This window comes from Brevundimonas sp. AVps4 (genome assembly GCF_058681525.1).
On record NZ_CM178741.1, the window covers coordinates 317,377 to 343,209 of the forward strand.

The 25,833-nt window shown below is 68.4% G+C and carries 24 protein-coding genes and 1 pseudogene; 10 read left to right on the forward strand and 15 right to left on the reverse strand.

Annotated features, from left to right (window positions below; all coding sequences use genetic code 11):
- Positions 1 to 42 precede the first annotated feature (42 nt).
- The 3 genes from dapE to ACW178_RS01595 all read left to right on the forward strand — a co-directional run bounded on the left by dapE (position 43) and on the right by ACW178_RS01595 (position 2,253).
- Positions 43 to 1,230: a succinyl-diaminopimelate desuccinylase gene (dapE, locus tag ACW178_RS01585; RefSeq protein ID WP_287104806.1), complete on the forward strand. Its 1,188-nt coding sequence runs from the start codon at positions 43 to 45 to the stop codon at positions 1,228 to 1,230.
- A 196-nt stretch (positions 1,231 to 1,426) separates the two neighbouring features.
- Positions 1,427 to 1,780, forward strand: a complete 354-nt coding sequence (locus ACW178_RS01590; protein ID WP_152949145.1) for a hypothetical protein — start codon at positions 1,427 to 1,429, stop codon at positions 1,778 to 1,780.
- A 41-nt stretch (positions 1,781 to 1,821) separates the two neighbouring features.
- Complete coding sequence (locus tag ACW178_RS01595) at positions 1,822 to 2,253, forward strand: SRPBCC domain-containing protein (RefSeq protein WP_287104805.1); 432 nt, start codon at positions 1,822 to 1,824, stop codon at positions 2,251 to 2,253.
- A 4-nt stretch (positions 2,254 to 2,257) separates the two neighbouring features.
- On the opposite strand, the gene ACW178_RS01600 is transcribed toward ACW178_RS01595, so the two are convergent.
- From ACW178_RS01600 to ACW178_RS01640, 9 genes are all read right to left on the reverse strand, one after another.
- The gene (locus tag ACW178_RS01600) at positions 2,258 to 3,238 is read right to left on the reverse strand and encodes a type II secretion system F family protein (protein ID WP_492024798.1); all 981 of its coding nucleotides are present in this window, start codon (positions 3,236 to 3,238) and stop codon (positions 2,258 to 2,260) included.
- Positions 3,239 to 3,247: 9 nt separating this feature from the next.
- Positions 3,248 to 4,228: a type II secretion system F family protein gene (locus ACW178_RS01605; protein ID WP_054764236.1), complete on the reverse strand. Its 981-nt coding sequence runs from the start codon at positions 4,226 to 4,228 to the stop codon at positions 3,248 to 3,250.
- Positions 4,229 to 4,232: 4 nt separating this feature from the next.
- Entirely contained in the window at positions 4,233 to 5,690 is a 1,458-nt protein-coding gene (locus ACW178_RS01610; protein ID WP_492025039.1) for a TadA family conjugal transfer-associated ATPase, read from the reverse strand.
- A 192-nt stretch (positions 5,691 to 5,882) separates the two neighbouring features.
- Positions 5,883 to 7,454, reverse strand: a complete 1,572-nt coding sequence (locus ACW178_RS01615; RefSeq protein WP_224762255.1) for a CpaE/TadZ family protein — start codon at positions 7,452 to 7,454, stop codon at positions 5,883 to 5,885.
- A 5-nt stretch (positions 7,455 to 7,459) separates the two neighbouring features.
- Positions 7,460 to 8,143, reverse strand: a complete 684-nt coding sequence (locus ACW178_RS01620; RefSeq protein ID WP_492024799.1) for a CpaD family pilus assembly protein — start codon at positions 8,141 to 8,143, stop codon at positions 7,460 to 7,462.
- Between the two features lie 4 nt (positions 8,144 to 8,147).
- Entirely contained in the window at positions 8,148 to 9,803 is a 1,656-nt protein-coding gene (locus ACW178_RS01625; protein ID WP_191554679.1) for a type II and III secretion system protein family protein, read from the reverse strand.
- The gene (gene cpaB, locus ACW178_RS01630) at positions 9,800 to 10,774 is read right to left on the reverse strand and encodes a Flp pilus assembly protein CpaB (protein ID WP_224761114.1); all 975 of its coding nucleotides are present in this window, start codon (positions 10,772 to 10,774) and stop codon (positions 9,800 to 9,802) included. Before cpaB ends, ACW178_RS01625 begins: the two co-directional genes overlap by 4 nt.
- Before the next feature lie 76 nt (positions 10,775 to 10,850).
- Entirely contained in the window at positions 10,851 to 11,372 is a 522-nt protein-coding gene (locus tag ACW178_RS01635) for an A24 family peptidase (RefSeq protein WP_054764240.1), read from the reverse strand.
- Positions 11,373 to 11,478: 106 nt separating this feature from the next.
- Positions 11,479 to 11,655, reverse strand: a complete 177-nt coding sequence (locus ACW178_RS01640) for a Flp family type IVb pilin (RefSeq protein ID WP_492024800.1) — start codon at positions 11,653 to 11,655, stop codon at positions 11,479 to 11,481.
- 240 nt (positions 11,656 to 11,895) lie between these two features.
- On the opposite strand from ACW178_RS01640, the gene ACW178_RS01645 reads away from it, so the two are divergent.
- Genes ACW178_RS01645 through ACW178_RS01655 form a run of 3 tightly spaced genes read left to right on the forward strand, consistent with a single transcriptional unit; the run spans position 11,896 to position 13,397 of the window.
- Positions 11,896 to 12,309 carry a pilus assembly protein N-terminal domain-containing protein gene (locus tag ACW178_RS01645; protein ID WP_054766768.1) on the forward strand — a complete coding sequence of 138 codons (414 nt, stop codon included), beginning with the start codon at positions 11,896 to 11,898 and terminating at the stop codon, positions 12,307 to 12,309.
- A 3-nt stretch (positions 12,310 to 12,312) separates the two neighbouring features.
- A complete protein-coding gene (locus ACW178_RS01650) occupies positions 12,313 to 12,843 on the forward strand; it encodes a TadE/TadG family type IV pilus assembly protein (protein WP_054764242.1) in 531 nt (176 codons plus the stop codon).
- Positions 12,843 to 13,397 (forward strand): TadE/TadG family type IV pilus assembly protein, encoded by a 555-nt coding sequence (locus ACW178_RS01655; protein ID WP_054764243.1) that lies wholly within the window; start codon positions 12,843 to 12,845, stop codon positions 13,395 to 13,397. The genes ACW178_RS01650 and ACW178_RS01655 overlap by 1 nt, the downstream gene beginning before the upstream one ends.
- On the opposite strand, the gene ACW178_RS01660 is transcribed toward ACW178_RS01655, so the two are convergent.
- The 5 genes from ACW178_RS01660 to ACW178_RS01680 form a co-directional block, all read right to left on the reverse strand.
- Positions 13,349 to 14,695, reverse strand: a complete 1,347-nt coding sequence (locus tag ACW178_RS01660) for an anthranilate synthase component I family protein (protein WP_182713895.1) — start codon at positions 14,693 to 14,695, stop codon at positions 13,349 to 13,351. The two genes, ACW178_RS01655 and ACW178_RS01660, sit on opposite strands and share 49 nt — an antisense overlap.
- Positions 14,692 to 15,483 (reverse strand): tyrosine-protein phosphatase, encoded by a 792-nt coding sequence (locus ACW178_RS01665; RefSeq protein ID WP_191558844.1) that lies wholly within the window; start codon positions 15,481 to 15,483, stop codon positions 14,692 to 14,694. The genes ACW178_RS01660 and ACW178_RS01665 overlap by 4 nt, the downstream gene beginning before the upstream one ends.
- A 9-nt stretch (positions 15,484 to 15,492) precedes the next feature.
- Entirely contained in the window at positions 15,493 to 15,795 is a 303-nt protein-coding gene (locus tag ACW178_RS01670; protein WP_191558843.1) for a winged helix-turn-helix domain-containing protein, read from the reverse strand.
- Positions 15,795 to 16,418 carry a hypothetical protein gene (locus tag ACW178_RS01675; RefSeq protein WP_183216633.1) on the reverse strand — a complete coding sequence of 208 codons (624 nt, stop codon included), beginning with the start codon at positions 16,416 to 16,418 and terminating at the stop codon, positions 15,795 to 15,797. The genes ACW178_RS01670 and ACW178_RS01675 overlap by 1 nt, the downstream gene beginning before the upstream one ends.
- Positions 16,419 to 16,672: 254 nt before the next feature.
- Positions 16,673 to 18,118 (reverse strand): AMP nucleosidase, encoded by a 1,446-nt coding sequence (locus tag ACW178_RS01680; protein ID WP_492024801.1) that lies wholly within the window; start codon positions 18,116 to 18,118, stop codon positions 16,673 to 16,675.
- A gap of 128 nt (positions 18,119 to 18,246) precedes the next feature.
- Between ACW178_RS01680 and ACW178_RS01685 the strand changes: the two genes are divergently transcribed.
- A complete protein-coding gene (locus ACW178_RS01685) occupies positions 18,247 to 19,497 on the forward strand; it encodes a multidrug effflux MFS transporter (protein ID WP_183216629.1) in 1,251 nt (416 codons plus the stop codon).
- Positions 19,498 to 19,853: 356 nt separating this feature from the next.
- Positions 19,854 to 21,806, forward strand: coding sequence for a M1 family metallopeptidase (locus ACW178_RS01690; RefSeq protein WP_492024802.1), 1,953 nt, complete (start codon positions 19,854 to 19,856; stop codon positions 21,804 to 21,806).
- Positions 21,807 to 21,985: 179 nt separating this feature from the next.
- On the opposite strand, the gene ACW178_RS01695 is transcribed toward ACW178_RS01690, so the two are convergent.
- Positions 21,986 to 22,417 (reverse strand): DUF488 domain-containing protein, encoded by a 432-nt coding sequence (locus ACW178_RS01695; RefSeq protein ID WP_287106124.1) that lies wholly within the window; start codon positions 22,415 to 22,417, stop codon positions 21,986 to 21,988.
- Positions 22,418 to 22,875: 458 nt separating this feature from the next.
- Here ACW178_RS01695 and ACW178_RS01700 point away from each other — a divergent pair, with 458 nt between their 5' ends.
- Entirely contained in the window at positions 22,876 to 23,853 is a 978-nt protein-coding gene (locus ACW178_RS01700; RefSeq protein ID WP_191558839.1) for a complex I NDUFA9 subunit family protein, read from the forward strand.
- An 85-nt stretch (positions 23,854 to 23,938) separates the two neighbouring features.
- Positions 23,939 to 25,813, forward strand: a pseudogene (gene recQ, locus ACW178_RS01705) (DNA helicase RecQ); the annotation flags it as partial.
- Positions 25,814 to 25,833 lie beyond the last annotated feature (20 nt).

The window sequence follows — 25,833 nt, forward strand, 5'->3', positions numbered from 1 at the left end:
GGGCCTTCTCCCCGTTGCGCGATGTCCCTAAAGCATAGGCGCATGAGCCGCGCATCAACTCCTGTGATCGATCCTGTCGAACTGACCCGCGACCTGATCCGTATTCCATCCGTCACCCCCGCCGACGAGGGGGCCATGGACGTGCTGGAACGCCATCTGACGGCCCTGGGCTTCCACTGCCGGCGCCTGGCCTTCGAGGGACCGGGGGGCGAAGGGGTCCATGCGCGGATCGAGAACCTGTATGCGCGGCGCGGAACCGCCTCGCCCAACCTGTGCTTCGCCGGCCATACGGACGTGGTGCCGACCGGGCCGTCCGAGCAGTGGTCGGCCCAGCCCTTCAACGCCGAGGTCAGGGACGGCCTGCTGTACGGCCGGGGCGCGGTGGACATGAAGGGCGGGATCGCCGCCTGGGTCGCCGCCGTGTCCCAGGTGCTGGCGGAAGGTGAGCCGAAGGGCTCCCTCTCCTTCCTGATCACCGGGGACGAGGAAGGCCCGGCGCTGCACGGCACCAAACGGGTGGTCGAGACCCTGGCGGCCGAGGGCGAGGTGATCGACGCCTGTATCGTGGGCGAACCCTCGTCGTCGCAGCACCTGGGCGACATGATCAAGGTCGGGCGGCGCGGCTCGCTGAACACCTGGATCACGGTGACGGGCAAACAGGGCCACGTCGCCTATCCCGAACGGGCGGCCAATCCGGCGCCGGTGATCGCCCGGCTGATGAGCCGGCTGAACGACCATGTCCTGGACGACGGCTATGAGAGCTTCCCGCCGTCGAACCTGGAGATCACCAGCATCGACATCGGCAATCCGGCGACCAACATCATTCCGGCCGAGGCCAGGGCGCGGCTGAACATCCGCTTCAACCCCAGCCATACGGGCGATGCCTTGATCGACTGGCTGAACCGCGAGGCCGGGGCCATGCAGGCCGAGACCGGGCTGCAGATCACTCTGGAGCACCTGTGTTCCGGCGAGGCCTTCCTGACCGAGCCGGGGGTCTTCGTGGAGGCGGTGCAGGACGCCGTCGAGGCCCAGCTGGGGCGCCGCCCCGAAGCCTCGACCACCGGCGGCACCTCCGACGCCCGCTTCATCCGCGCCCTGTGCCCGGTGCTGGAGCTAGGCCTGGTCGGCCAGACCATGCACCAGATCGACGAACGGGTGCCGACAGCGGAGCTGGAGGCGCTGACGGCCGTCTATCGCCGGGTGATCGAGACGGTGTTCGAGCGGTTGTAGTCATATCCGTCTCCTCCCCGCTCTGCGGGGAGGGATCGCGAAGCGGTGGAGGGGCCTGTCCGCCGCACCGAGTCCGGGTCAGCAGCCCCTCCGTCACGGCGCTGAAGAAGCGCCGCGCCACCTCCCCGCTAGGCGGGGAGGAGACGACGAACCCATTCCGCTTGTGCAACGACCATCGCTCGGCGACACTCGAATCATGGCCGTCGAAGAGTTCAAGAGCGCAAAGACCGAGTGGAAGGATGTGGTCCTGGTCTGCCGCAAATGCTCCAAGAAGCTGGACGGCGGTTTCGGGCCGGACGGGGACCTGACCCTGAAGAAGGCCCTGCGGAAATATCTGCACCTGAAGAAGGGCAAGAAGGGGCGCAAGGGGGCGCTGACCGTCACCAGCGCCGACTGTTTCGACATCTGTCCCAAGGGCGCCGTGGTCGCGGTCAATACGGCCCAGCCCAAGAAGCTGCTGATCATTCCGGCCGGCGCCGACCTGTTCGAGGTCAAGACGCGGTTGGGGCTGGACGACGGGCGGCGGCTGAAGATGGTCGTTCCCGACTGAGACGTCTTCCTTCCGCCGTCCAGCCGTGTCAGATCGGCGCCATGGAAGACGCCAAGATCGAACGACGCGCCGGGGTGCAGGCGACCTCTGACCGGCTCTGGGAGCTGGTCTCGGACCTGCCCGGCTGGAACCGCTGGAATCCGCACGAGACCGATGTGGAGGGCGCCATCGCCTTTGGCGGCCAGCTGGCGATCACCGAGGCCTTTCCCGGCCAGGGCGAGCGGCGGGCGGCGGCCCGGGTCGCGGAATGGCGGCCCTATGTGCGGCTGGTCTGGACCGAGAACCGGGGCTTTCTGTTCCGCACCCTGCGCTACATCGACATCGAGGAGCTGGAGAAGGGGCGCTGCATCGTCTCGTCGGGCCACAAGTTCGCGGGCCTGCGCGGCGAACTGTTCCACGACAAGCACAGAAACGCCCTGCGCGAGGCGCACCAGGCCATCGTCGACGGATTGAAGGCCGCCGCAGAAGGCTGACGCTTCAGCCCTTGGCCATGGTGTCCATGATGTTCAGGATCGCCGGGCCCAGGATGACGATGAACAGGACCGGCAGGAAGAACAGGATCATCGGCACGGTCAGCTGGGCCGGCAGGGCCGCAGCCTTCTTCTCCGCCGCCGACAGGCGCAGTTCGCGATTCTCCTTGGCCATGACGCGCAGGGCCGAGGACAGGGGCGTGCCGTAGGTCTCGGCCTGGGTCATGGCGACCGCCACCGACTTGACGCCCGGATGGTTGGTGCGCCGGCCCAGGTTCTCATAGGCCATGCGGCGGTCCGGCAGATAGCTGAGCTCGGCCGACAGCAGGGACAGTTCCTCGGCCAGTTCGATCGAGGAAGTGCCGATCTCCTGGCTGACCTTGGCGATGGCCGCCTCGATCGACATGCCGGCCTCGACGCAGATCAGCAGCAGGTCCAGGGCGTCGGGAAAGGCCAGCATGATCGAGGCCCGGCGCTTGGCGATGCGATTCTTCACATAGAGGTTCGGCGCATAGAAGCCGGCGACCACGGCGCCCATACAGGCGCTGATCTTGTTCATCGTCGGCCAGTCGACGATCTTGATCACGAACAGATAGAAGACCGCCGCCGCCAGGAACAGGAAGGGCGAGGCGAAGCGGAAGAAGTAGAAGGTGGTCAAGGGTCGCGGACCGCGATAGCCGGCCTGGGCCATCTGGTCGGCGACCTTCGGGTCTTCCAGCAGCTTGGTCAGGTTGAGCCGGTCGACGAGCATCTTCTTGAAGCCCTCGTCATCGCTGTGGCGCAGCGCGCCCTGGCCCGACTGGATCGCAGCGCGTGAGCGACGCTTCAGGTCGTCGCGGCGCTCCGAAACCGCCTTCATCCGCTTGTCCAGCTGAACGCCCCGGGTCATGGAAGACAGCAGGGTCAGGACGGTGGCGAAGACCAGCACCCCCACCCCTATGCTGAGCAGGTTTTGCGGGTCGGTGATGAAGCGAATGAAACCGTCCATGTCCCCGCCTCAGATCTTGAACGAGATCATGCGCTTCATGACGAAGACGCCCAGTCCCATCAGAACCCCCGCCAGCAGCAACAGGGCGTTGCCGCGGATGTCGGTGAACAGGGACATCATGTAGCCGGGACTGGTGAACATCACCATGGCCATGACGGCCGGCGGCAGGGAGCCGATGATCCCGGCCGAAGCCAGGGCTTCGGACGACATGGCCTTGACCTTTTCGGCCATCATCCGGCGGGCGCGCAGAACCGCCGACAGATTGCCCAGGGCCTCGGCCAGATTGCCGCCGGTCTTCTGCTGGATGGCGATGACGATGGTGAAGAAGCGCAGCTCCGGCGACGGCATGCGCTCGTACATCCGCTCCAGCCCCTGTTCCAGCGTCATGCCGACCCCCAGGCCCTCGACCAGCAGCTTGAACTCGGGCCCCAGGGGCGCCGGGCTTTCGCGGGCGATGATCTTGAAACATTCGTGGACCGGCAGGCCGGACTTGATGCCCCGCACGATGACGTCGACGGCGTTGGGGAACTCCAGGGAGAATTTCTTCATCCGGCCCTTGGCCAGGAAGCTGACGATCCAGCGCGGCAGGCCCAGCGCCACCCCCACGCCCAGACCGAGCGCCAGAATGACGTGCAGCCCGAACACCAGGCCCAGCAGGGCCGCGATCCCGCCGGCGACGGCGCTGACGATGTAGAAGGTCCGCACGCCTATGCTCAGGCCCGCCTGTTTCAGCCGCACCGACATGGTGGCGCGGGCCTTGCGCTCGCGGCGATCGGCCTCTTTCAACTGTTCGGCGATCTGTTTGCGGCGGGCCTCGGGCGTGCTGGCCGCGGCCGCCGCCCTGCGCGCCGTGGCGGCGTTTCGCTTGGTCTCGCCCAGCTTGTTGGCCCGCTTCAGCGCCTGGCTCGAGGAATCGTCTCCGCCGACGAAGACCCAGCCCAGGCCGCCGATGGTGATGAAGGCCAGAACAGCGGCGAGAATCGGCAGCATGCCCCTACTCCGCCGCGTCCAGGGCGTCGGCCAGCTCGCGCTCCAGCCCGTAATAACGGGCGCGGTCCCAGAAGCGGGGACGGGCGATGCCGGTGGAGCGGTGGCGGCCGATGATCTTGCCGTTCTCGTCCTCGCCGGTGATGTCGTAGACGAACAGATCCTGGGTGACGATGACGTCGCCCTCCAGCCCGACCACCTCGGTGATGTGGGTGATGCGGCGCGAGCCGTCGCGCAGGCGCGCGGCCTGGATGATGACGTCGACCGAGCCGACGATCATCTCGCGGATGGTCCTGGACGGCAGGCCGTAGCCGCCCATGGTGATCATCGACTCCATCCGGCTGATGGCTTCGCGCGGGGAGTTGGCGTGCAGCGTGCCCATCGAGCCGTCGTGGCCGGTGTTCATGGCCTGGAGCAGGTCGAAGGCCTCGGGTCCGCGCACCTCGCCGACGATGATCCGCTCGGGCCGCATCCGCAGACAGTTCTTGACCAGATCCCGCATGGTGATCTGGCCCTGGCCCTCCAGATTGGGCGGCCGGGTCTCCAGGCGCACGACGTGCGGCTGCTGGAGTTGCAGTTCGGCGGCGTCTTCGCAGGTGATGACCCGCTCGGTCGGGTCGATGAAGGCGGTCAGGGTGTTCAGCAGCGTCGTCTTGCCCGAGCCGGTGCCGCCCGAGATGACCAGATTGCAGCGTGAAGCGCCGATGACGCCGAGGACGCGCGCCCCCTCGGGACTGATGGAGGCGTACTCCACCAGATTCTTCATCGTCAGCTTGTCCTTCTTGAACTTGCGGATCGTCAGGGTCGGTCCGTCGATCGCCAGGGGCGGAGCGATGACGTTGACGCGCGAGCCGTCGGGCAGGCGAGCGTCGCAGATGGGGCTGGATTCATCCACGCGGCGACCGACCTGAGACACGATCCGCTGGCAGATGTTCATCAGCTGGGCGTTGTCGCGGAAGCGGACATTGGTCAGCTGGACCTTGCCCCCCACCTCGATAAAGACCCGGCCGGCGCCGTTGACCATGATGTCTGCGATGTCGTCGCGCGCCAGCAGCGGCTCCAGCGGCCCATAGCCCAGGACGTCGTTGACGATGTCCTGGACCAGATGCTCCTGCTCGGCCACCGACATGGAGACGTTCTTGATCGCCACCAGTTCGGCGACGATGTCGCGGATCTCTTCCGACGCCGTCTTGTTGTCGAGCTGAGCCAGATTGGCCAGGTCGATGGTGTTCATCAACGCATTGAAGATGGTGGTCTTCGTGGCGTGATAATAGTCGCTCTGTTCCCGGACGATCTCGGCGACCGCCTGAGCCTTCTTCAACTGTTCGAAACCGGCGGTCGGCCGGGGGCCCGCAGCCTTGGCTGCCGAAGGGGGCGGCGGCGCCGCCTCGGGGGCTGAGGGGGGCCGGGCGGCCAGGGCGTCCAGGCGGTCCGGCTTGGGCGGAGCGGCCGCGGCCGGGTCCATCCCGCCGAAACCGCGCCCGGCCTCGGCGTGCTCGTCAGCCCCGCCGAAGGCGAAGGCCTCGGTCTGGACGCCGGGCGTCGGCTGACGCAGGGGCGCGTCGAAACCCGTGGCGGCGGGCGGCGCGGCAGAGGGCGCCTCGCGCAGGGGCGCCGCGACGACGCCGGGTTGACCTGTGCGTTTGCCGAACATCCGTCAGCGTTTCTTGAACAGAGAGCCGAACAGGGATTTGGACGCCCTGTCCTCCTCGGCGGGTCGCGCCGCCTTGACGGGCTTGCCTGCAGCCGCAGCCGGCAGCTCTCGGCGCGAGACGATCTGGGCCAGGGTCTGGAAGGCTTCGGCCGCCTTGGTCTTGGCGCCGGCGTCCAGGATCATCTGGCCGTTGTTGGCCGCCGCCCCGAAGGTCTTGGCGTCGAACGGGATGATCAGGCTGGGATGCACGCCCAGGGCGGCGCCGAAATCCTTGGCCGGAATTTCCGGCCGGCCGGGCACGCCGACCTGGTTCAGCACCAGACGCGGCGGAGCGTCGTTGGGCCGGCCCTGACGGACCAGGTCGATCATGTTCTTGGCGTTGCGCAGGGCCGCCAGATCGGGGGTCGCCACCACCACCACCTCGTCGGCGCTGATCAGGGTGCGGCGCATCCACGGCGACCAAAGATGCGGCAGGTCCAGGATGACGAAGGGGGCGGTGGCGCGGATACGCGTCGTGACCTCTTCAAACGCCTCGGTGGAGATGTCCCAGTCGGTGTCCAGGGTCGCCGGGGCCGCGAACAGGCTCAGCTTGTCGGTGCAGCGGACCATCATCCGGTCCAGCAGGGTCGCATCCAGACGGTCCGGCTGGCCCAAGGCGTCGACCACCCCGTTCAGCGGATCCTGGTTGAAGTCCAGCCCGGCCGTGCCGAACGGCAGGTCGTAGTCGACGATGACGGTGTTGGCGCCGATCCGCTCAGAGATCGCATAGGCGGTGTTGTGCGCCACGGCCGAGGCGCCCGCCCCGCCCCGCGCGCCGACGAAGGCGATGGAGCGGCCGACGAAGGGCTGGGCCGGATCGTTGAACAGGCCGCCGATCGCCGCGATCAGCTGCAGGGGCTGAAGGGGGGCGACCAGATATTCGCTGACGCCGCGCCGCATCAGTTCGCGGAACAGAAGGATGTCGTTGGTCGCCCCGATCACCACCACCTTGGTGCCCGCGTCGCAGACCTCGGCCAGCTGATCCACCTCCCACAGCAGGGTCTGGGGGTCCTTCAGGCATTCGACGATGATCAGGGGCGGGGTCGGCTCATGACGATAGGTCTCGACCGCCCCCATGACCCCGCCGATGCGGATCTGGGTGGTGGCGCGCGACAGGCGCCGGTCCTGGGCCGCGCGCTCGGCTGCGGCCAGGGTGTCCTGACGTTCGGCGAAAACATGGATGGCGATGCGGGGCACCGACACCTCGCCTATGGCGCCGACGGGCGCCAGGCTGGTCTCGGCCGACATCATGGGCGCCAGAGCGGGCGCCGAATGGGGCGTCGCCGCAGGCGCGGGCGCAAGCGTCGACTGCGCCCTGGCCACCATCTCGCCGACGGGATTGAAACTGGACGGCGCAGGGGCCTGGGGCGAAAAACCTCCGCCGGAGGGCGCCGGCTGGGCCGGATGGGCGCCGGCGCTCAGGAAGGCGGCCGATCGGGCGTCCGAGGTCGGGAAGGCGGACGGCTCGGAAAAGTCCATATCGACGTCGAATCCGTCGTCCAGGGCGTCGAAGGGGCGAGGCGCGGCGGGGTTCATCAGGCTCAGTCCACCGCCGTCGAAATGCGCGCGCTCTCCACCAGCGTCTCCTGGGGTGCGGCGGTCTTTTCGCCGGCGGCGTATTTGTCGAACACCACCGTGCGCCGCCCGGCCGAGGCGGGGGTCATGGCGCGCGGCCCTGCAATGTCGCGCGGGTCGGCGATCTGGGCCGCCAGATTGGCGTTGACCGCGCAGCCGAAGTTGGACGAGGACCTGTTGTCCCCGGTCCGGCTCAGATTGCCCCAGGCCGTTCCGCAGCGGGGCACGGCCGCCTGGACCGTCTCGAAACCGACCAGGACCGGCGCGCGCGGATTGGGTCCGTAATAGCTGAGGATGCGGAGCCGATCGCCCTCCACGCCCAGGCGCGCCAGGGCGTCGCGCACGGCGTAGGCGGTCTGGGCCGCGACCGGATCGTCCCCGGCCGGCGCCTCGATCATGATAGAGCCGGCGCCGGCGGCGGCGAACCGTTCGACCAGGGCGGCCAGGGCGGCGTTCTGATTGGCCGAAAGGCCGTCGTCGTGAACGGCGAGGGCGATCCGGTCCAGGCCGGTCTCCACCTGGAGCGCATAGCGGGAGGCCGGCGTCAGGGGCGGTTCACCGCCCAGGCTGGCCGGGCCGCCGACGCAGGCGGAGAGGCCGAGCGCCGCGCCGGCCAACAGGGCGAGAGGCAAGAACGAGAGACGGGTCATGAGTTCACTCGATCACATAGCCGACGGCGCCCTGCCAGGCGGCGCCTGAACCGGCCGGTCCGGGAGCGGGCGCGCCATAGACCTGGTTCAGCTGTCCGAACAGGATGGTCTGAGAATCCGTGGCGATCCGCAGGCCGTCGGCAGGGGTCTGCATCCGATCCGGCGAGGTGGGACTGACGATATAGGGCTCGACGATGACGACCAGCTCGGTCTCGCCGTTCAGATAGTCGCGCGAGCGGAACAGGGAGCCCAGCACCGGCAGATTGGTCATGCCGGGCAGGGAATCGACCGCCTGCCTCGTGCTTTCCTGCAACAGGCCGGCGATCATCATCGCGCCGCCTGACGGCAGTTCGACCGTGTTTTCGCTGCGTCGGACGGTCAGGCCCGGCAGGGTGATGGACGAGGCCGTGCCGGCGCCGATGGTGAACCCGCCCTGTTCGGTCAGTTCGGACACCTCGACCTTGACCTGAAGCGAGATGCGGCCGCCCGACAGGACGATGGGCCGGAAGGCCAGGCCCACGCCGTAGGGCTTGTAGGTCACGGTGATGTTGCCGTCCCGATCCCGCCCGGTCGGCAGGGGAAACTCGCCCCCGGCCAGGAAGTTTGCGGATTCGCCGTTCACCGACGTCAGATTGGGCTCGGCCAGGGTCCGGGCCAGACCGACCCGCTCGAACGCCTCCAGACAGCCGGTGGCGTTCGTGCCCGTCATGGTGCGGAAGGCGGTGGAGGCGATATCCTGGATGGCGTTCGAGACCGAGGCCGCGCTCGAGGAGCCGGTCGACGCCTGGGCCAGGGCCGTTCCAGGGACCTGAACCAGATTGCCGTTGACGTCGGTGACCGTAACCGTTGTCGGGAAGGGGGCGCCCGTCCAGGTCTGGGAGGCGCTGGCGTTCGAGCCGGCGCTCGTCTGACTGCCGCTGGAGACCGTGCTGGTCCCGTTCGTCGTCCGACCGCCCGTCTGATTGTAACAGAGCCCGCCGCCCCCGGCCGCCGCCCCGTTCACTCCGTAGGTGTTCGGCCGACTGAAGCCGTAGGAGTGGATGCCCGAGCCCTTCAGAATGTCGGCGTTGAAACCCAGTTGCTTCAGGCTGCTGCGCTGCACCTCGACCACGCGCACCTTCAGCGTCACCTGGTCCGAGCCGGAGACGCTGATCATATTGATCACCTTTTCCGGGGCCGAAACGAAGGCGCGGGCGACCTGGGCCGCCTGGGCCGCCTGGGCCGGGCTGTCCGCCGTTCCGGTCAGTATGACGCTGTCGTTGACGGCCTCGGCGTGGATGCCGCCGCCGGGGGCCACGCGGCTGAGGGTGTCCTGCAGGGCGCTGACGCCCGCATCGACCCGGACGCGCAGGCTCAGAATGGTGCGGCCGGCGGCGTCCAGGAAGACGGCGTCGGTCTCACCCGGCGCGATCCCGATCACGGTGATCCGGCGCGGCGAATGCAGCATGGCCTCGGCCACCTGCGGATTGGAGACGATCACGTCACGGGCGTCGGCCGGCAGATCCACGGCGAAGGAGGTGCCGCGCGGCAGGTTGATCAGCCGCGGCGCCGTCCCCATCGACACGGCGGCGCGCGTCTGGGCCGTTCCGGCCGCCGGCGCCAGGACCAGGCCGGCGACGACCGCCATCAGGACGGCCTTGGACAGGATCGAGGCTCTCATGGCGTCACCACGGTTTCAGGCGTCCCGCCGCGATAGACCCGCACGTTGCGCGTCAGGGCCGCCGCCTGGGGCGCTCCGGTCGCGCCGGACGGCCCCGCCGTATCGGCGTAGGAGCGCAGCGACAGGGACAGTTCGCCCTCGGACTTGGCCTGGGCCAGAAGCACGGCGTCCTGGGGGCGGACCTCCAGGGTGGCGGTCGCCCCGACCACGGCCTGGGCGTCGTCGCCGACGCGGGTGGACTGGTCGATGGCCAGCACCTTGACGTTCTGCATCACGGTGGCGGACGAATATTTGCCGCCCGATCCGGCGCCCTCCACCGAGCCTGTGCTCTCTTTCTGGGTGGTCAGGACGACGTCGACCCGGTCGCCGGGCAGGATGAAGCCGCCGGCGGCCGATTCCACCGTGACCGCAATGGCCATGGCGCGCATGCCGGGCTCCAGATAGGCCGCCAGATAGCCGCTGTCGCCCGCGCGCACGATCTTGCGCGCCACGATCGGCTCTCCGGCGAGAATGGGTTCGCGCACGACCGAGCCGACATAGTCGGACTTGACTCCGGTCCCGACCAGGCGGCCGGCGGCCTCGCCGACCCGCTGAACCGCGCCGGCGGTCTTGTCGGCGACGGCCTTTTCATCAGCGGGCTTGGCCTCGGCCGGCTTGTCGGCGGCGGCGGGAAGCGGGACGGAGCCGTCGCTGATGAAGGCGGGGTTCAACTGATCGACCGGCCAGTCCTTCCAGGACAGGTCGCCGTCGGTCAGGCGTTTGCCGGGCTCCAGATCGCGGGCAGCGACCAAAATCTTGGCCATGGGGCGCGCCTCGACAGGCGCGGCGGCGGCCGGCGCGGCGGGCTCGCCCTGCCCCATGGCGCGCACGACCAGAGCCAGGCCCAGTGCGGACACGGCGGCGATGCAAAGGACGACGATGCGGGCGGGCTTCATCCAGACGATCTCCGGCAGGCGCGGCGAGCCGGACATGATCCTCGCCCCCTACCGTTAACGATCATGAGGCCCGAGAGTTAACGCTTCCTAAGCGACGCCCGCTTGCGCAACCTCAAGAAACCGCCAAGGCGCGAACGACCATGTCGCCCTCGGGAAAGGTCAGCAGGGCGCCGATGGCGATGGCGACGCCATAGGGAATATCGCCCTTGGGCTCCAGCAGGCGGGCGACCCACGGAAGGCGCGGCGGGAGCGGAGACAGCAGAGGATAGTATTGGCGGGCGAGGATCAGCAGGAGGCAGAAGCCGCCGCCGGCCAGGGCGATCCACAGCAGCAGCGGCCCCAGATCGCCGAACCCCAACCACAGGCAGGCCGCAGCCAGGGCCTTGGCGTCCCCGCCCCCGATCCAGTTCAGGGCGAACAGGCCCATGCCGAGGATCAGGGCGGCGAAGCCGACGCCCAGATGGACGGCGATCTCAGGCAGGGTCAGGCCGACGAGCAGGGCCGCCGGAAAGAAGGCGGCCAGCAGGGCCAGGGAGATCCAGTTCGGAATCCGCATCGTGGTCAGGTCGTGCAGACCCGTGGCCACCATCAGGATCGGAAAGACGGCCAGGAAGGGAAGGCTCAGAAGGTCCATGACCCCATGCTGGCACGGGCGGATTAAGGCCGGGTTGCCGCGCCGCAAAGAAGAAGGGCCGGAGCGTGCGCTCCGGCCCTTCCCAGGCTTCAAGACGTCGGGCGTCTTATTCGCCCTTCTTCTCCAGACCCGTGGCGACTTCCTTCAGACGGGCGTTCAGGTTGGTGCCGACGGTGCCGAGCACGGTGATGATCACGACGGCGATCAGAGCGGCGATCAGGCCGTATTCGATGGCGGTGGCGCCGGATTCGTCCTTAGCGAAACGCGAGATGAACTTAGTCATGGTGAATTCCCTTGTGTAAATGTCTAGCGAGCAACTTGGCGGGGGGAGCCGGTAGCCCGCTTGACCCCCAAAACGCACGGTTAGAATGACCAAGAGGCGTTAAGGGCAGGTCACGGTTTTTAGTTACCTGCGGATTCACCACAGAAAATCCCGGATCGACGAACTTCAGCCTTTGTTGAGGAAGCCTGGGCCATCATGCGCGCGTCCGCGCTGATGCGCGCCCTTGTTTCAGAGCCGCCGATGCCCCGCTTTTCCATCGCCGTCATCACCGCCGTCCTCGCCCTGGCCGGCCTGCCCGCCCAGGCCCAGAGCCCGAACGGCGCGCTCAATGTCGAGATCGACCGCTCCGCGCGCGTCCAGCTGCGGGGCGCCGCCGCCTCGGTCATCGTCGCCAATCCTCAGATCGCCGACGTCACCGTGGTGGACGCCAACACCCTGTTCATCGTCGGAAAGGGCTATGGGGTGACCGAGGTGGTGGCGGTCGACGGCGTGGGCCGCACCCTGTTCCAGCGCGAGATCGTGGTTACCGGCGGATCGACCGGATCGGTTCGGGTCTGGCGCGGGGCCCAGGCCACGGAAATGACCTGCGGCGCCTCCTGCGCCCCCAGCCTGCGCGCCGGCGCCGCCGCGACCGGCCCGGCCTCGGCGCCCTGATCCATGGCGGCGCTGGATCGTTCTCCCCGTCGCGGCTCCGCCGGTCACCGTGAAGGCGCGGCGGCGGTGGAGTTCGCCCTGGTCGCCACCCCCTTCTTTCTTCTGCTGTTCTCGATCTTCCAGCTGGGTCTGGTCTTCATCACCGACGCCGTCGCCGAAAACGCCCTGTTGACCGTCAGCCGCGAAATCCGAACCGGCGAGGCCCAGGCCAAGGGTCTGGATCAGGCTGGGTTCAAACAGGCCTTCTGCGATCAGATGAGCGTGTTCAAGAGCGACTGCGCCGCCCGCGCCACCGTCGATGTCCGGGTCGTCGCCAAATTCTCCGACAATATCGACCCGCCCAAGGACGAGAACGGCGTCCTGGACCTGTCCAAGACCGGCTACGACCCCGGCGCGGCCCAGAATCTGGTCGTCGCGCGTGTCTGGTACAAACAGCCGATGATCGTGCCCGCCCTGACCCAGTCCGTGAGCGCCGCGGGGCCCGGACAGATCATGATCTCCGCCACCACCGCCTTCCGCAACGAGCCCTTCTGATGCGCCGGTCCCTGATGCGCAGGCTGGCGCGCGACGAGACCGGGGTCTCTGCGGTCGAATTCGCCCTGATCGCCCCGGTCATGATCCTGTTCTATGCAGGCATGGTCGATCTGTGTCAGGGCTATATGGCTGTGCGTCGCACCAGCCATGTGGCCGCTTCGGTCGCGGATTTGACCGCCCAGTCCCGCGACATCACCAAGGCCGACATCGACAACGTCTTTTTGGTGGGCCCCTCCATCATGGCGCCCTTCGCCCCGGCCTCGCTGGAACAGAGGGTCAGCAGCGTCAGCCGGGACACGACGACCAAATATACGGTGAACTGGAGCCGCAGCTGGGCGGCCTCGGGCGGGAGTGGGGCCCTCAGCGGCCGACTCACCGTCGCGGACGCCGACATTCCCGCTGATCTCCTGCCGGTCGGGTCGTCGATCATCATCGCCGAGGCCCGCTACACCTACGCCTCGCCGTTCCAGCGCTTCCTGCCGTCCGCCAGCTTCACCCGCCGCGCCTATCTGAATCCGCGCGAGGTGACGCAGATCGCCTGTACGGACTGCTGACCCGTCAGAGCCTGTCTCAGGGCGGCGATCTTTGTTTCGGTCTCGGCAAGTTCGGACTGAGGGTCGCTGTCGGCGACGATTCCGGCGCCGGCCAGGGTGCGGAAGGTCCAACACTCGTCCCGGCGCTCGAACGCGGCGGTGCGGATCAGGACCGAGGCGGTCAGCCCCCCGCCGTCTTCCAGAATGAACAGCGACCCGCACCAGGCGCCGCGCGGCGGCTCATATTCGGCGATGACCTTCATGGCCTGGTGTTTGGGCGCCCCGGTGATCGAGCCCGGCGGGAAGGTCGCCTCCAGCAGGTCGGCCGGCGTCACCCCCGGCTCGGCCCGGCCGACCACGGTCGAGACCAGATGGTGGACGGTCGGATGGCTCTCGATCGCGAACAGTCGTTCGACCGCGACCGAGCCGACGCGCGAGGCGCGGGCCAGGTCGTTGCGCATCAGATCGACGATCATCAGGTTTTCGGCCCGGTCCTTGGCGCTGGCCTGAAGCGCGGCGGCCAGGGCCGCGTCCTCGAGGGGGTCGGCCGACCGGGCGCGCGTGCCCTTGATCGGCCGCGCCTCGATGCGCCGGGCCTCGCCGTCCAAGGCCAGGAAGAGCTCAGGCGAATTGGACACCAGGGCCCGATCGCCGATCCGCCAGAAGGCGCCGTAGGGCGAGGCCCGCCCCTGTTGCAGCCGCAGGAAGACGTCGAACGGATCGGCCTTTGGCTTCAGCGCGCCGCCCCAGGCGCGGGCGATATTGGCCTGAAACAGTTCACCGGCCGCGATCCGGGCGACCACCTCGGCCACGCAGTCGCGATAGGCCTGGTCCGGCGCCTCGGCCGCAAAGGTCTCGGCCGGAGCGTCGGGAGTCGCAGGCGTGACCGCCGCCGCCCGCCATTTCGACGCCTGAACGGCCGCCGCCTCGGCCTGCGCCGCCGTCGCCCCCCGGCCGACGGCGCGAACACGCCGCTGATGATGGTCGAAGCTCAGCATGGCCGGATAGCGGGCCAGGATCAGGTCGGGCCACACCAGGGGCCGCTCGCCGGTCGCCGGTCGCGCGCCCGCGTCATAGGCGGCCAGTCCCACCGTCCCTGCGCTCCAGGCCGGATCGCGCAGGGGGTCGAACAGATCGGCTTCGACCCCGCCCACATGAACCCGATCCGGCGCCGTCGCCACATGGGACCAGCGGCCGCCGGGACCGCCGTCCGACAGCAGGGCCAGGGCGCCGTCCGTCCCACCGATCCCGGCCGCGACAGCCAAGGGGTCCGTCCACGGATGATCGCGGACGACCACATGGGTCAGGGCGCCGTTCACGCCGACAGCCGCGCCTCGATGCGGGCGCGCAGGGCGGCGTCGACGCCCAGGGCCTGTTCCAGATAGGCGTCCAGGGATCCGTATCGCGCCTCGACCTCGGCGAAGGCGGCGTCCAGATAAGCGGCCTCCACCCCGAGGAAGGCCACCACCGCGTCGTCGGAGGCGACACGGCCGGTCATCTCGTGCAGACGCCGCGCAATGGCGGGGGCGCGACCGACCAGATCGACGGCCGTATTGGTCAGCAGATAGTCCTCGATCAGGTCGTCGTGGCGGACGCCCAGCAGATGATGCGTCAAGGCGGCGAGAAAGCCGGTCCGGTCCTTGCCCGCCGCGCAGTGGATCAGCACGGGTCGGTCCTGATCGCCCCCCATCTGTCCCAGGGCTTGGAAATAGCGGCCGAAAACGTCGATGTGGGCGGCGTCGAACGGCAGGCTGCGATAGGTCTGGGTCATGAAACGCCGACCCGAATCCGGCGTCAGGTCCGCCGTTTTCAGGAAGGTGATGTGGGGCGCCTCGGCCCCGTCGTCGATCCCGCCCTCGATCACCAGGGCGTCGAAACCGTCATGCCGTCGCGAGGGCTGGTCGCGCCTTTCGCCCGGTCGGCGCAGATCGACCACAGCCCCCAGGCCGAACCCCTTCAGCCGCTCCAGATCGGCGTCGCTGGCCCGGGCGTGATGGCCCGAACGCAGCAGGCGGCCGGGGCGGATGCGTCGCCCGGCCGCCGTGGCGTAGTCGCCATAGTCGCGGAAGTTGTCGATGGCCTCGAAGGCGTGGAGACGGTCGCTCATGCACCGCTTCTAGCGCGCCGGAAGCAGCCCCGCCATGGCGTCCAGATAGGCGACGAAGGCGGCGCGGCCGTCTTCGGTCAGACGGGCCTGGGTCAGGGGCTTGCGGCCGATGAAGCTCTTGGTCACGGCGACGAACCCCGCCTCCTCCAGCTTCCTCAGATGGACCGACAGATTGCCGTCGGTCGTCTGCAGCCGGGTCTTCAGCGTATTGAAATCGGCCGTCTCGGCCCCGGACAGATAGGCCATGATCCCCAGCCGGATCCGCCCGTGGATGACGTCGTCGATCCGGCTGATGTCGAAGTCGTCCGCCATCAGACGATCTCCGACGGTTCCTGCCGCATCAGGATCAGACCGGGGACCAGGGCGACGGCGGCCAGGACCAGGGCATAGACCAGATAGATGGCCGGACTGTCCGCAAACCAGGCGACGGCGACGGCGCCGACGTAGGACATCAGGGCCGTGACGCTCATCCACCGCACGCGCGTCATGGCCGCCGCGACCATCCAGGCCGATCCATAGGCCGTCAGAACCACCGTCGGCATGACCGCCATCCAGGCCCAGCTTCCACTCTTCACCGACAGGGCGGTGAGGGCCAACCAGGTGACGAAGATGCCGAAGCCCACGCCGGACCAGGCCGCGCCCACCGCCCGATTGCCCGACGAATTATAGCCGGGGCGTCCCTTCATCCGCCCGATCAGCACGACCAGGGCGGCCGCGAAGACCAGGGCCGAACCGATCCAAAGCCAGAGCGCCGCCCAGGGATTCAGCGCGATCAGATCCGTCTTGAGCGCCCACTGCCCCAGGCTGGCGCCTCCGAAGATGATGGCCGCAGCCACCAGTATGGGGCCCGCCAGCAGGGGCGCGTGCCGACCTTCGTGAGCCAAAGCCCGCATATAGGCGATGTCGTCTTGGATCGTCTGCGTGTCGCGCGTCATGGCGAACTCCTCCTGAAATCCGATGATCACAGGATGCACAATGCGCTTTGCATTGTAAAGCGCTTTCTTAATCTGCGACAGCGAACAGACCTTCCCCCGCTTGCGGGGGAAGTGTCAGCTCGTCGAGCGCAGCGAGACGGCTGACGATGGGGGAAGTCTTCTTTTCAAGTGAAACCTCCCCCTCCGACCCTGATTCGCAGCGCGAACGCCGGGCCACCTCCCCCGCAAGCGGGAGAGGGTCTATCGCGCCCCTCTTAACGGAACGGCGGCTCGTCGAAGGCGCGGAGCTTGCGGGAGTGGAGTTTCGGTCCCTCGTCCCGCATCAGGCCGACCGCCTGGATGCCGATCTGCAGATGCTCCGAGATCGAGCCTTCGTAAAAGCGGTTGGCCTGGCCCGGCAGTTTGATCTCGCCGTGCAGCGGCTTGTCCGAGACGCACAGCAGGGTGCCGTAGGGCACTCGGAACCGGTAGCCTTGCGCGGCGATGGTGGCGCTTTCCATGTCGATGGCGACGGCGCGGCTCTGGTTGAAGCGAAGCGCCGACTTGGAATAGCGCAGCTCCCAGTTCCGGTCGTCGGTGGTGACCACCGTGCCGGTGCGCAGCCGCAGCTTGACCTCGTCGCCCGGCATGCCGCTGACCGACTTGGTGGCGTCATAGAGGGCGCGCTGGACCTCCGCGATCGAGGGGATCGGAATGTCCGGCGGCAGGACCGCGTCCAGCACATGGTCGTCGCGCAGATAGGCGTGGGCCAGCACATAGTCGCCGATCGACTGGCTGGCGCGCAGGCCGCCGCAGTGGCCGATCATCAGCCAGACGTGCGGGCGGGTGACGGCGAGGTGGTCGGTGATGGTCTTGGCGTTGGACGGGCCGACGCCGATATTGACCAGGGTCACCCCCTGATGGCCGGGCGCCGTCAGGTGGTAGGCCGGCATCTGGTGCTTTTTCCAGGCCGTGTCGTTGATCGCCGTCTCGGGATTGGGGGTGTCGCGCGTGATCACCACCCCGCCGGCGCAGGACAGGGTCTGATAGGGCGTGCCCGGCGTCTGCAGCTGTTCGATGGCCCAGCGCACGAACTCGTCGACATAGCGATTGTAGTTGGTGAAGAGGACATAGGACTGGACGTCGTCCACCGGGGTTCCGGTGTAGTGTTTCAGCCGCGCCAGGGAGAAGTCGGTTCGCAGGCCGTCGAAATGCGACAGGGGGAAGTCGCCGCCCATGTCGAACAAGCCGTCGGCGATCTCGTCGCCGATATGGGCCAGGTCCGTCGTCGGGAACCAGCGCGCCAGGGCCGCCGTCATCGACCGGTCCAGCGCCACCTCAAGCCCGTCGGTCACATAGGGGAAGGGGATTTCCTGGTTCGAGATCCCGACCTCGAAGGTCGCGCCGTATTCCTGTTCCAGCAGGCCCAGCTGTTCGGTCAGATAGGGGCGGAACAGGTCGGGCCGGGTGACGGTGGTGGAATAGACGCCCTGTTTGGCCAGCCGGGCGTAGGCGCGCGGCTCCAGGTCCTGGGGGCGATCCCCGTCCCAGCGGATGCGAAGTTCGGGATAGGCGAACACCCCTTCGGCGCGTTGGACCGGATCGGGCCGGGCGCCGGTGTTGACGAAATCCCGCACGGCGTCGCGCAGGTTGGTCACGGATTGGGTGTAGAGGGTTTCGAGGCGGTCCAGCGCCGCCTGTGCTGTCATCTGTTCTGTCATGACTTCCTCTAGCGAAGCTTCATGACATTGGCGAGGCGCCCGGCGTTCAACCTCGATTTCGCTGCATTGCAGCAATTTATAGCCGGCGACTGGTTGCGGTTCGCGGCGCGGCGGGGCATCTGGCCCGGATGTCCGTTTCCGCCGCGTCAGCCCCCGCCAGAAGAGAACCCGGATTCGTCGAGTTCGTCTGTCTGATCGCCCTGATGATGGCGCTGAACGCCCTGGCGATCGATTCCATGCTGCCCGCCCTGCCCGCCATAGGCGCCGACCTGGGCGTGGCGAACGAAAACAGCCGTCAGTGGGTGGTGACCGCCTATCTTCTGGGCTTCGGCGCGGCGCAGCTGATCTATGGTCCGGTCGCAGACCGGTTCGGACGCAAGTCGGTGCTGCTGTTCGGCGTCGGCGTCTATGTGATGTTCAGCCTGCTGGCGACCCTGGCCCCGACCTTCGAGACCCTGATCCTGGCGCGGATCGGCCAGGGGCTGGGCAGCGCCTGCACCCGGGTGCTGGCCGTCTCCATCGTGCGCGACCGCTATGAGGGGCGCACCATGGCGCGTGTCATGTCGTTCAGCTTCCTGGTCTTCCTGGGCGTGCCGATCCTGGCGCCGTCCCTGGGGCAACTGATCATGCTGGTCGGGCCGTGGCGCTGGATCTTCGCCGGCCTGGGTCTGATCGGCGTCGGTCTGATCGTCTGGGCATCCTTACGCCTGCCCGAGACCCTGAAGCCGGAGGATCGTCTGCCGATCCAGGTCAAACGCCTGACCTCGGCCTATCGCACCGCCCTGACCGACCGCACCGCCATGGGCTACACCCTGGCCATGACGGCCATCACCGGCGCCCTGTTCGGCTTCATCAACTCCTCGCAGCAGATCTTCGCCGACGTCTTCGACGCCGAGGCCGCCTTCCCCGCCGTCTTCGCCCTGATCGCGGGCGGCATAGCGGTCGCCTCCCTGGTCAACGCCCGACTGGTGGTGCGGCTGGGCTCGCGCAAGATCTCCCATACCGCCCTGATCGGCTTCACCACGGTTTCGGCGGTCCATGCGGCGGTGGCCCTCAGCGGCCATGAAACCCTGATCACCTTCGCCGTCCTCCAGACCCTGACCATGTTCTGTTTCGGCCTGATCGCCGGGAACTTCGGCGCCATGGCCATGGAGACCATGGGCCATATCGCCGGCACGGCCGCCTCGATCCAGGGCTTCATCTCCACCGTCTTCGGCTCCCTGCTGGGCTTTGCGGTGGGTCAGCAGTTCAACGGCACCACCGTGCCCATGTCCCTGGGCTTCACCGTCTTCGGCCTGACGGCCCTGGCCCTGGTCCTGTTCGCCGAGCGAGGCCGGCTGTTCCGGGCCCATCACCAGCCGCCCGCACCACAAGGCTGAAGCCATCGGGCTTGAAAAGGCGCGGCCCTGGATGGCCTTCGTCACAACGCGCACGGCGAGGGCCACGAAGAACACGACGGGACCGAACGCGCCTCGGCCTTTCGGCTCCATGTCCAGACCGTCGATCAATCTGCGGCTTCACGGCCGCAGGCGGGCAAGCCCTTGCCGAACCGGCACGGCCTGGTCGTGTCCGTTGTGACCCTCGCCGTGCCCGTTGTGACGAACCCGTCTCTCGGGGGCGCAGGGGCGTTGACCGGTCCCACTGCGCTGCCGAATGCTCTGGAGCGAGTCTTGATCTTTTCGCCGTTTCCGCGCGTTCTCCGGGCCAAGCTCATGATCTGTCCCGGAAAGCCTCGATGACGCGCAAAGCCCTCGGCCTCGTCTCCGCCCTCGCCCTCGCCTCGGCCCTCGGTCTTTCGGCCTGTTCGACCACGACCGGAAGCGCGGCCCTGGCGCCGCCGGCCGTCGCGCCCGCCCCCGGCCCGGACGCCGTCGACAGCCACACCTACGCCCGGCCCGAGATCGCCCGCGTCGTGGACGTGGCCCTGGACCTGACCGCCGACTTCAACGCCAAGACCCTGTCAGGCACGGCGACCCTGGACATATTGGCCGTCCCCGGCGCGAACGAGATCGTGCTCGACATCCGCAATCTGGACATTCAGGACGTGCGCGACGCCTCGGGCCAGCCGCTGCGCTACGTCGTCGGCGACAATGACGCCATCAAGGGCCAGCCCCTGACCGTCTATTTCCCGGCCTTCGCCCCCAACGAGCGGCGCAAGATCACCGTCCGCTATTCGACCCGGCCCGATGCGGCGGCCCTGCAATGGCTGTCGCCCAGCCAGACGGCGGGCGGTCAAAAGCCCTATCTGTTCAGCCAGGGCCAGGCCATCCTGACCCGCACCTGGGTGCCGACCCAGGACAGCCCCGGCATTCGCCAGACCTATTCGGCCCGCATCACCGCGCCCGCCGACCTGACCGTGGTCATGAGCGCCGACCATCTGACGCCGAACGGCGAGCCGGCGGGCAACGGCATGAAGACCTGGCGCTTCCGGATGGACAATCCGATCCCGCCCTATCTGATCGCCATCGGCGTCGGCGACATCGCCTTCGCCCCCTTCGACGAACGCACCGGGGTCTGGACCGAGCCCAGCCGCCTGCGCGCCGCCGCCCATGAGCTGGAGCCGACCGCCGAGATGGTGGACGCGGCCGAAAAGCTCTACGGCCCCTATCGCTGGGGCCGCTACGACCTCCTGGTCCTGCCGCCCTCCTTCCCCTTCGGCGGGATGGAGAACCCCAAACTGACCTTCGCCACCCCGACCATCATCGCCGGGGACCGGTCGCTGGTCTCGCTGGTGGCGCACGAACTGGCCCACTCCTGGTCCGGCAATCTGGTGACCAACGCCACCTGGAACGACTTCTGGCTGAACGAGGGCTTCACCGTCTATTTCGAGAACCGGATCATGGAGTCGGTCTATGGTCATGACCGCGCCATGCAGGAACAGGTCCTGGGCTGGGGCAGCCTGCAGGACACGCTGAAGTCCCTGCCCGCGCCCGACACCCGCCTGCATCTGGACCTGAAGGGCCGCGACCCCGACGACGGCATGAACGACATCGCCTATGAAAAGGGCGCCCTGTTCCTGCGGACGGTCGAACGCACCGTGGGCCGGGATCGGTTCGACGCCTGGCTGCGCGGCTATTTCGACCGCAACGCCTATCGCCCCATGACCACGGCCATGTTCCTGGACGACATCCGCACCCATCTGGTGAAGGGCGACGCGGCCCTGGAATCCCAGCTTCAGCTGGACGCCTGGGTCTATCAGCCCGGCCTGCCGTCCAACGCCGTCGCGCCCGTTTCGAACGCCTTCAAGCCGGTCGATGACGCGGCATGGGCCTTCTTTGTCGGCAAGGGCCCCGCCTCGGCCGTCCCCTGGAAGGAGTGGAACACTCAGCAGCGCCAGCGCTTCCTCGGCTGGCGCCCCCCGGTTGGAAACGGCAGCGGCGACTGGCTCACCGACGCCCAGCTGGCGGACATGGAGCGCACCCTGAACCTGGCGAACGAGGGCAACAGCGAACTGACCTTCGCCTGGCTCCAGATCGCCCTGGCCCACCGCTATCAGCCCGCGGTCGCCACGGCCGAGCGGTTCCTGACCAGCCAGGGCCGGCGCAAATTCGTCCTGCCCCTGTTCCAGACCCTGTGGAACGAGGGCGACTGGGGCCGGCCCATCGCCCGCCGCATCTACGCCGAGGCCCGGCCCCTGTATCACCCGGTGACCAGCGGCTCGGTCGACGACCTGGTGGGCCGGCCGTAAAGCAAAAGACCCTCTCCCGCTTGCGGGAGAGGTGGCCCGGCGTTCGCGAAGCGAACCAGGGTCGGAGAGGGGAGTCTTATTTCAGAAGAAAAACTCCCCCAATCGTCAGGCGTGGCGCTTCGCGCCACGACCTGCTGCTTCCCCCGCAAGCGGGGGAAGGTCTTCCTCGCCCCCCGCCCCTACAGATTGACCACGCTCGCGCCCGCTTCCTCCGCCAGTCGCTCGGCCAACACCGCGCGGTGGCAACCCGCGTGATCGGCTTCGAAACACAGAAGAGCCACCCGCTTCTCACCCGCCAGATCCTTCAGCCGCGCATACTCCAGCTGGGCCTGGGGCTCGGCCAGATGGTCGGCGAAAATCGCGCGCATCTCGGCGACATGGCCCTTGCGGGCCGCGTCGCGACCGGCCTTGGGCGTGCCCAGCCCCCGCAGATGCAGATAGTCGATCCCCTCGGCCTTCAGGCTTTCGCCCAGGACCGTCTTGGAAAAGCCGGCGCGGCGCGAGGCGGCGACCGCCCGGACGGCGATCAGCAGATCGACCCCGGCGCCCTTCAGCCGCCCGATCACCTCCGCCTGGGTCGCCCCCTCATATCCGATGGTGAAAATCTGCATGGGCCTTAAATGGGCGAGCGCCGCTCGATCGCCAAGCCGCCCTCAGCCTTTCCAACCGGTTAGGACTCCAAACCCGCCTTCTACGCCCCTGGGCCGCCCGCCGTGCGACAGTCGCGGATCGACGGGGACGAGCGGAGGCGGCGGACGGGCGAAGAGATCGGATCGGACACATCGGACACTTCGGACACCTTTTTTGGGAGCGCACGACCGCGCGAACCGGACACATCGGACACATCGGACACTCTTTTTCAGGAGCGGACGACCGCGCGAACCGGACACATCGGACACATCGGACACATCGGACACTCTTTTTCAGGAGCGGACGACGGCGCGGATCGGACAAATCGGACAAATCGGACTCTGTTTTTCGTTTCATCCGCCCGGACCGGGTCGCCCGCGTTGCGATGCGACGCCCCATCGGCTATCCCGCCGACACGGAATTCACTGGAGCTTCTCCCATGGCTGACCTCGCCCCCGGCGTCGTGACCCTCTTCGGAGGTTCGGGCTTCATCGGAGCCCAGGCGGTGCGCGCCCTGGCCCGTCGCGGCTGGCGCATCCGCGTGGCGGTGCGCAACCCGGTTCTGGCCATCGAGGTCCAGCCGGCCGGCGATCCGGGCCAGATCCAGTTCATGCGCTGCGACGTCACCAGCGCCGAGGACGTGGCGGCGGCCGTGCGCGGCTCGAACGCCGTGGTCAATCTGGTCGGCGTCCTGCACGACGGCGGCGGCAAGCGCGGCTTCAAGAGCGCCCACGTCGAGGCCGCCAAGAACATCGCCCAGGCGGCCAAGTCGGCCGGCGTCGAACGTGTCGTCCAGATCTCGGCCATCGGCGCCGACGCCGACAGCCCCTCCGCCTACGCCCGCACCAAGGGCGAGGCGGAAAACGAGATCCGCGCCGTCTATCCTGACGCCGTCATCCTGCGTCCTTCGCTGGTCTTCGGCGCCGACGACGGCTTCCTGAACCGGTTCGCCGCCATGGCGACCCTGGCGCCCGCCCTGCCGCTGATCGGCGGCGGCAAGACCCGGTTCCAGCCGGTCTATGTCGGCGATGTGGCCGAGGCCGTGGCCCGGGCCGTGACCCGCGGCGACGCGGCCGGCCGCACCTATGAACTGGGCGGACCGGATATCTTTACGTTCCGCGAAGTGCTGGAGCTGGTGAAACGCGAGACGGGTCGCGACCGTCTGCTGGCCCCCATTCCCTTCCCGGTCGCCCGGCTGCTGGGCTCGCTGCTCCAGACCGTCAGCCTGATCGGTCTGACCCCGCCCCTGACCCGCGATCAGGTCGTCATGCTGCAGAAGGACAATGTGGTCTCGCCGGACGCCGAGGGTCTGGCCGCGTTGGGCGTCGTCCATCCGGCCAGCATGGAGTCGATCGCGCCCTCCTATCTGTACCGCTATCGCGTCGGCGGCCAGTTCGCCCCCTCGCCCGCGCACTGATCCGTCCCCAGCCGCGTCAGCCGCTCGGCCGTGAAAGCGGTCAAAGGGGCTTCGCAGGCCGGAACAAAGAGTGCACAACCTTCGGATGCCGGCCCTCCAGACCCAGCCCCGCCCCGCCACGACCCCCGGTCTGGCCGACGCCCGCTCCCTGCTGTCGCGCGTCTGGGGCCATGGCGACTTCCGCGGCCTGCAAAGCCAGGTGGTGGCCGAGGTCCTGGCCGGGCGCGACGTCCTGGCCGTCCTGCCCACCGGCGGCGGCAAGAGCGTCTGCTATCAGATCCCGGCCATCCTGCGCCCCGGCCTGGGCCTGGTGGTCTCGCCCCTGATCGCCCTGATGACCGACCAGGTCGAGGCCCTGAAACAGCAGGGGGTCGCTGCAGCCCGGCTGGATTCCGGTGTCTCGCTGGACGAACGGTCGGCCATCTGGGCCGCCGCCCGCTCAGGCGACCTCGACCTGCTCTACGTCTCGCCCGAAGGTCTGGCAGCGGGCGCCATGATGGATCGGCTGGCCGAACTGCCCCTCAGCCTGATCGCCATCGACGAGGCCCACTGCGTCAGCCAGTGGGGCCACGACTTCCGCCCCGACTATCGCAACCTGGGCCTGCTGGCCGAACGGTTCCCCAACGTCCCGCGCATCGCCGTCACCGCGACCGCCGACGCCCGCACCCGCGACGACATCCTGCGCTCGCTGCGGCTGGAGGGCGCCCGGGTCTTCGTCGACAGTTTCGCCCGCCCGAACCTGCAGCTATCGGCCGAACGCAAGGAGAGCGCCTCGCGCGCCAGGACCGACGCCCGCGTCATCGAACTGGTGCGCGAACGGCGCGGCAAGTCGGGCGTGGTCTATTGCGGCAGCCGCGACGGCTGCGAACGCGTGGCCCAGGCCCTGCGCGACGCCGGAACCAACGCCATCGCCTATCACGCCGGCATGGATACGAAGGAGCGCGACCGGCGGCTGGAGCGGTTCCTGGCCGAGGACGGGGCCGTCATGGTGGCCACCATCGCCTTCGGCATGGGGGTGGACAAGGCCGACGTCCGCTTCGTCATCCACGCCGATCCGCCCGGCAGCCTGGAAGCCTACTGGCAGGAAATCGGTCGGGGCGGGCGCGACGGCGAACCGGCCGAGGGCATCACCCTGTACGGCCCGTCCGACATCGCCTGGACCCTGCGCAGGCTGGACGGCCGCCCGATGGCCGAGGAGGTCAAACAGGTTCAGGTGCGCAAGGCTCGCCAGCTGTTCGCCATGCTGGACGGCGCCGTCTGCCGCGCCCAGGCCGTGCGCCGCTATTTCGGCGAGACCGACGCGGCCCCTTGCGGCGTCTGCGACATCTGCGGCGACCCGCCCCAGACCTATGACGCCACCGTCCCCGCCCAGAAGGCCCTGGCGGCGGTCCAGCGTCTGGGCGGCCGCTTCGGCCGGGGCCGGGTGATCGACCACCTGACCAGCCGCACCAAGGATGTACAGCCGTGGGAGCAGCAGCTGTCCACCTGGGGCATAGGCGCCGACGTCTCGCCCAACGGCTGGCGCGACATCATCGACCACCTGCTGTTCGAGGGCCTGCTGGTCGAGGATCCGAACGACGGCAAGCCCCTGGTCGGCCTGGGCGACCCCGAGGCGGTGCGCGCCGTGTACAAGGCCGAGCGCAGGATCGAGGTGCGCCGCGCACCGGTGCGCGCCTCCAGTTCCAGTTCGGGCCGCCGCGACCGCTCTGGCGAGGGCCGCAACGCCGCCCTGGAGACGATGGACGCCGACGTCCGCGCCCGCTTCGAGCGCTTACGCGCCTGGCGCCGCGACCGTGCTTCGGAACAGCACGTCCCGCCCTATGTCATCTTCCAGGACAAGACCCTGCTGGAGATCGCCCAGGCCGAACCGGGCGACCTGACCGCCCTGGCCGCCCTGCCCGGCGTCGGCCAGTCGAAACTGGACCGCTACGGCAAGGGGGTGCTGGAGACGTTGGCGCAGGGTCTGGAGCCCGAAGAAGG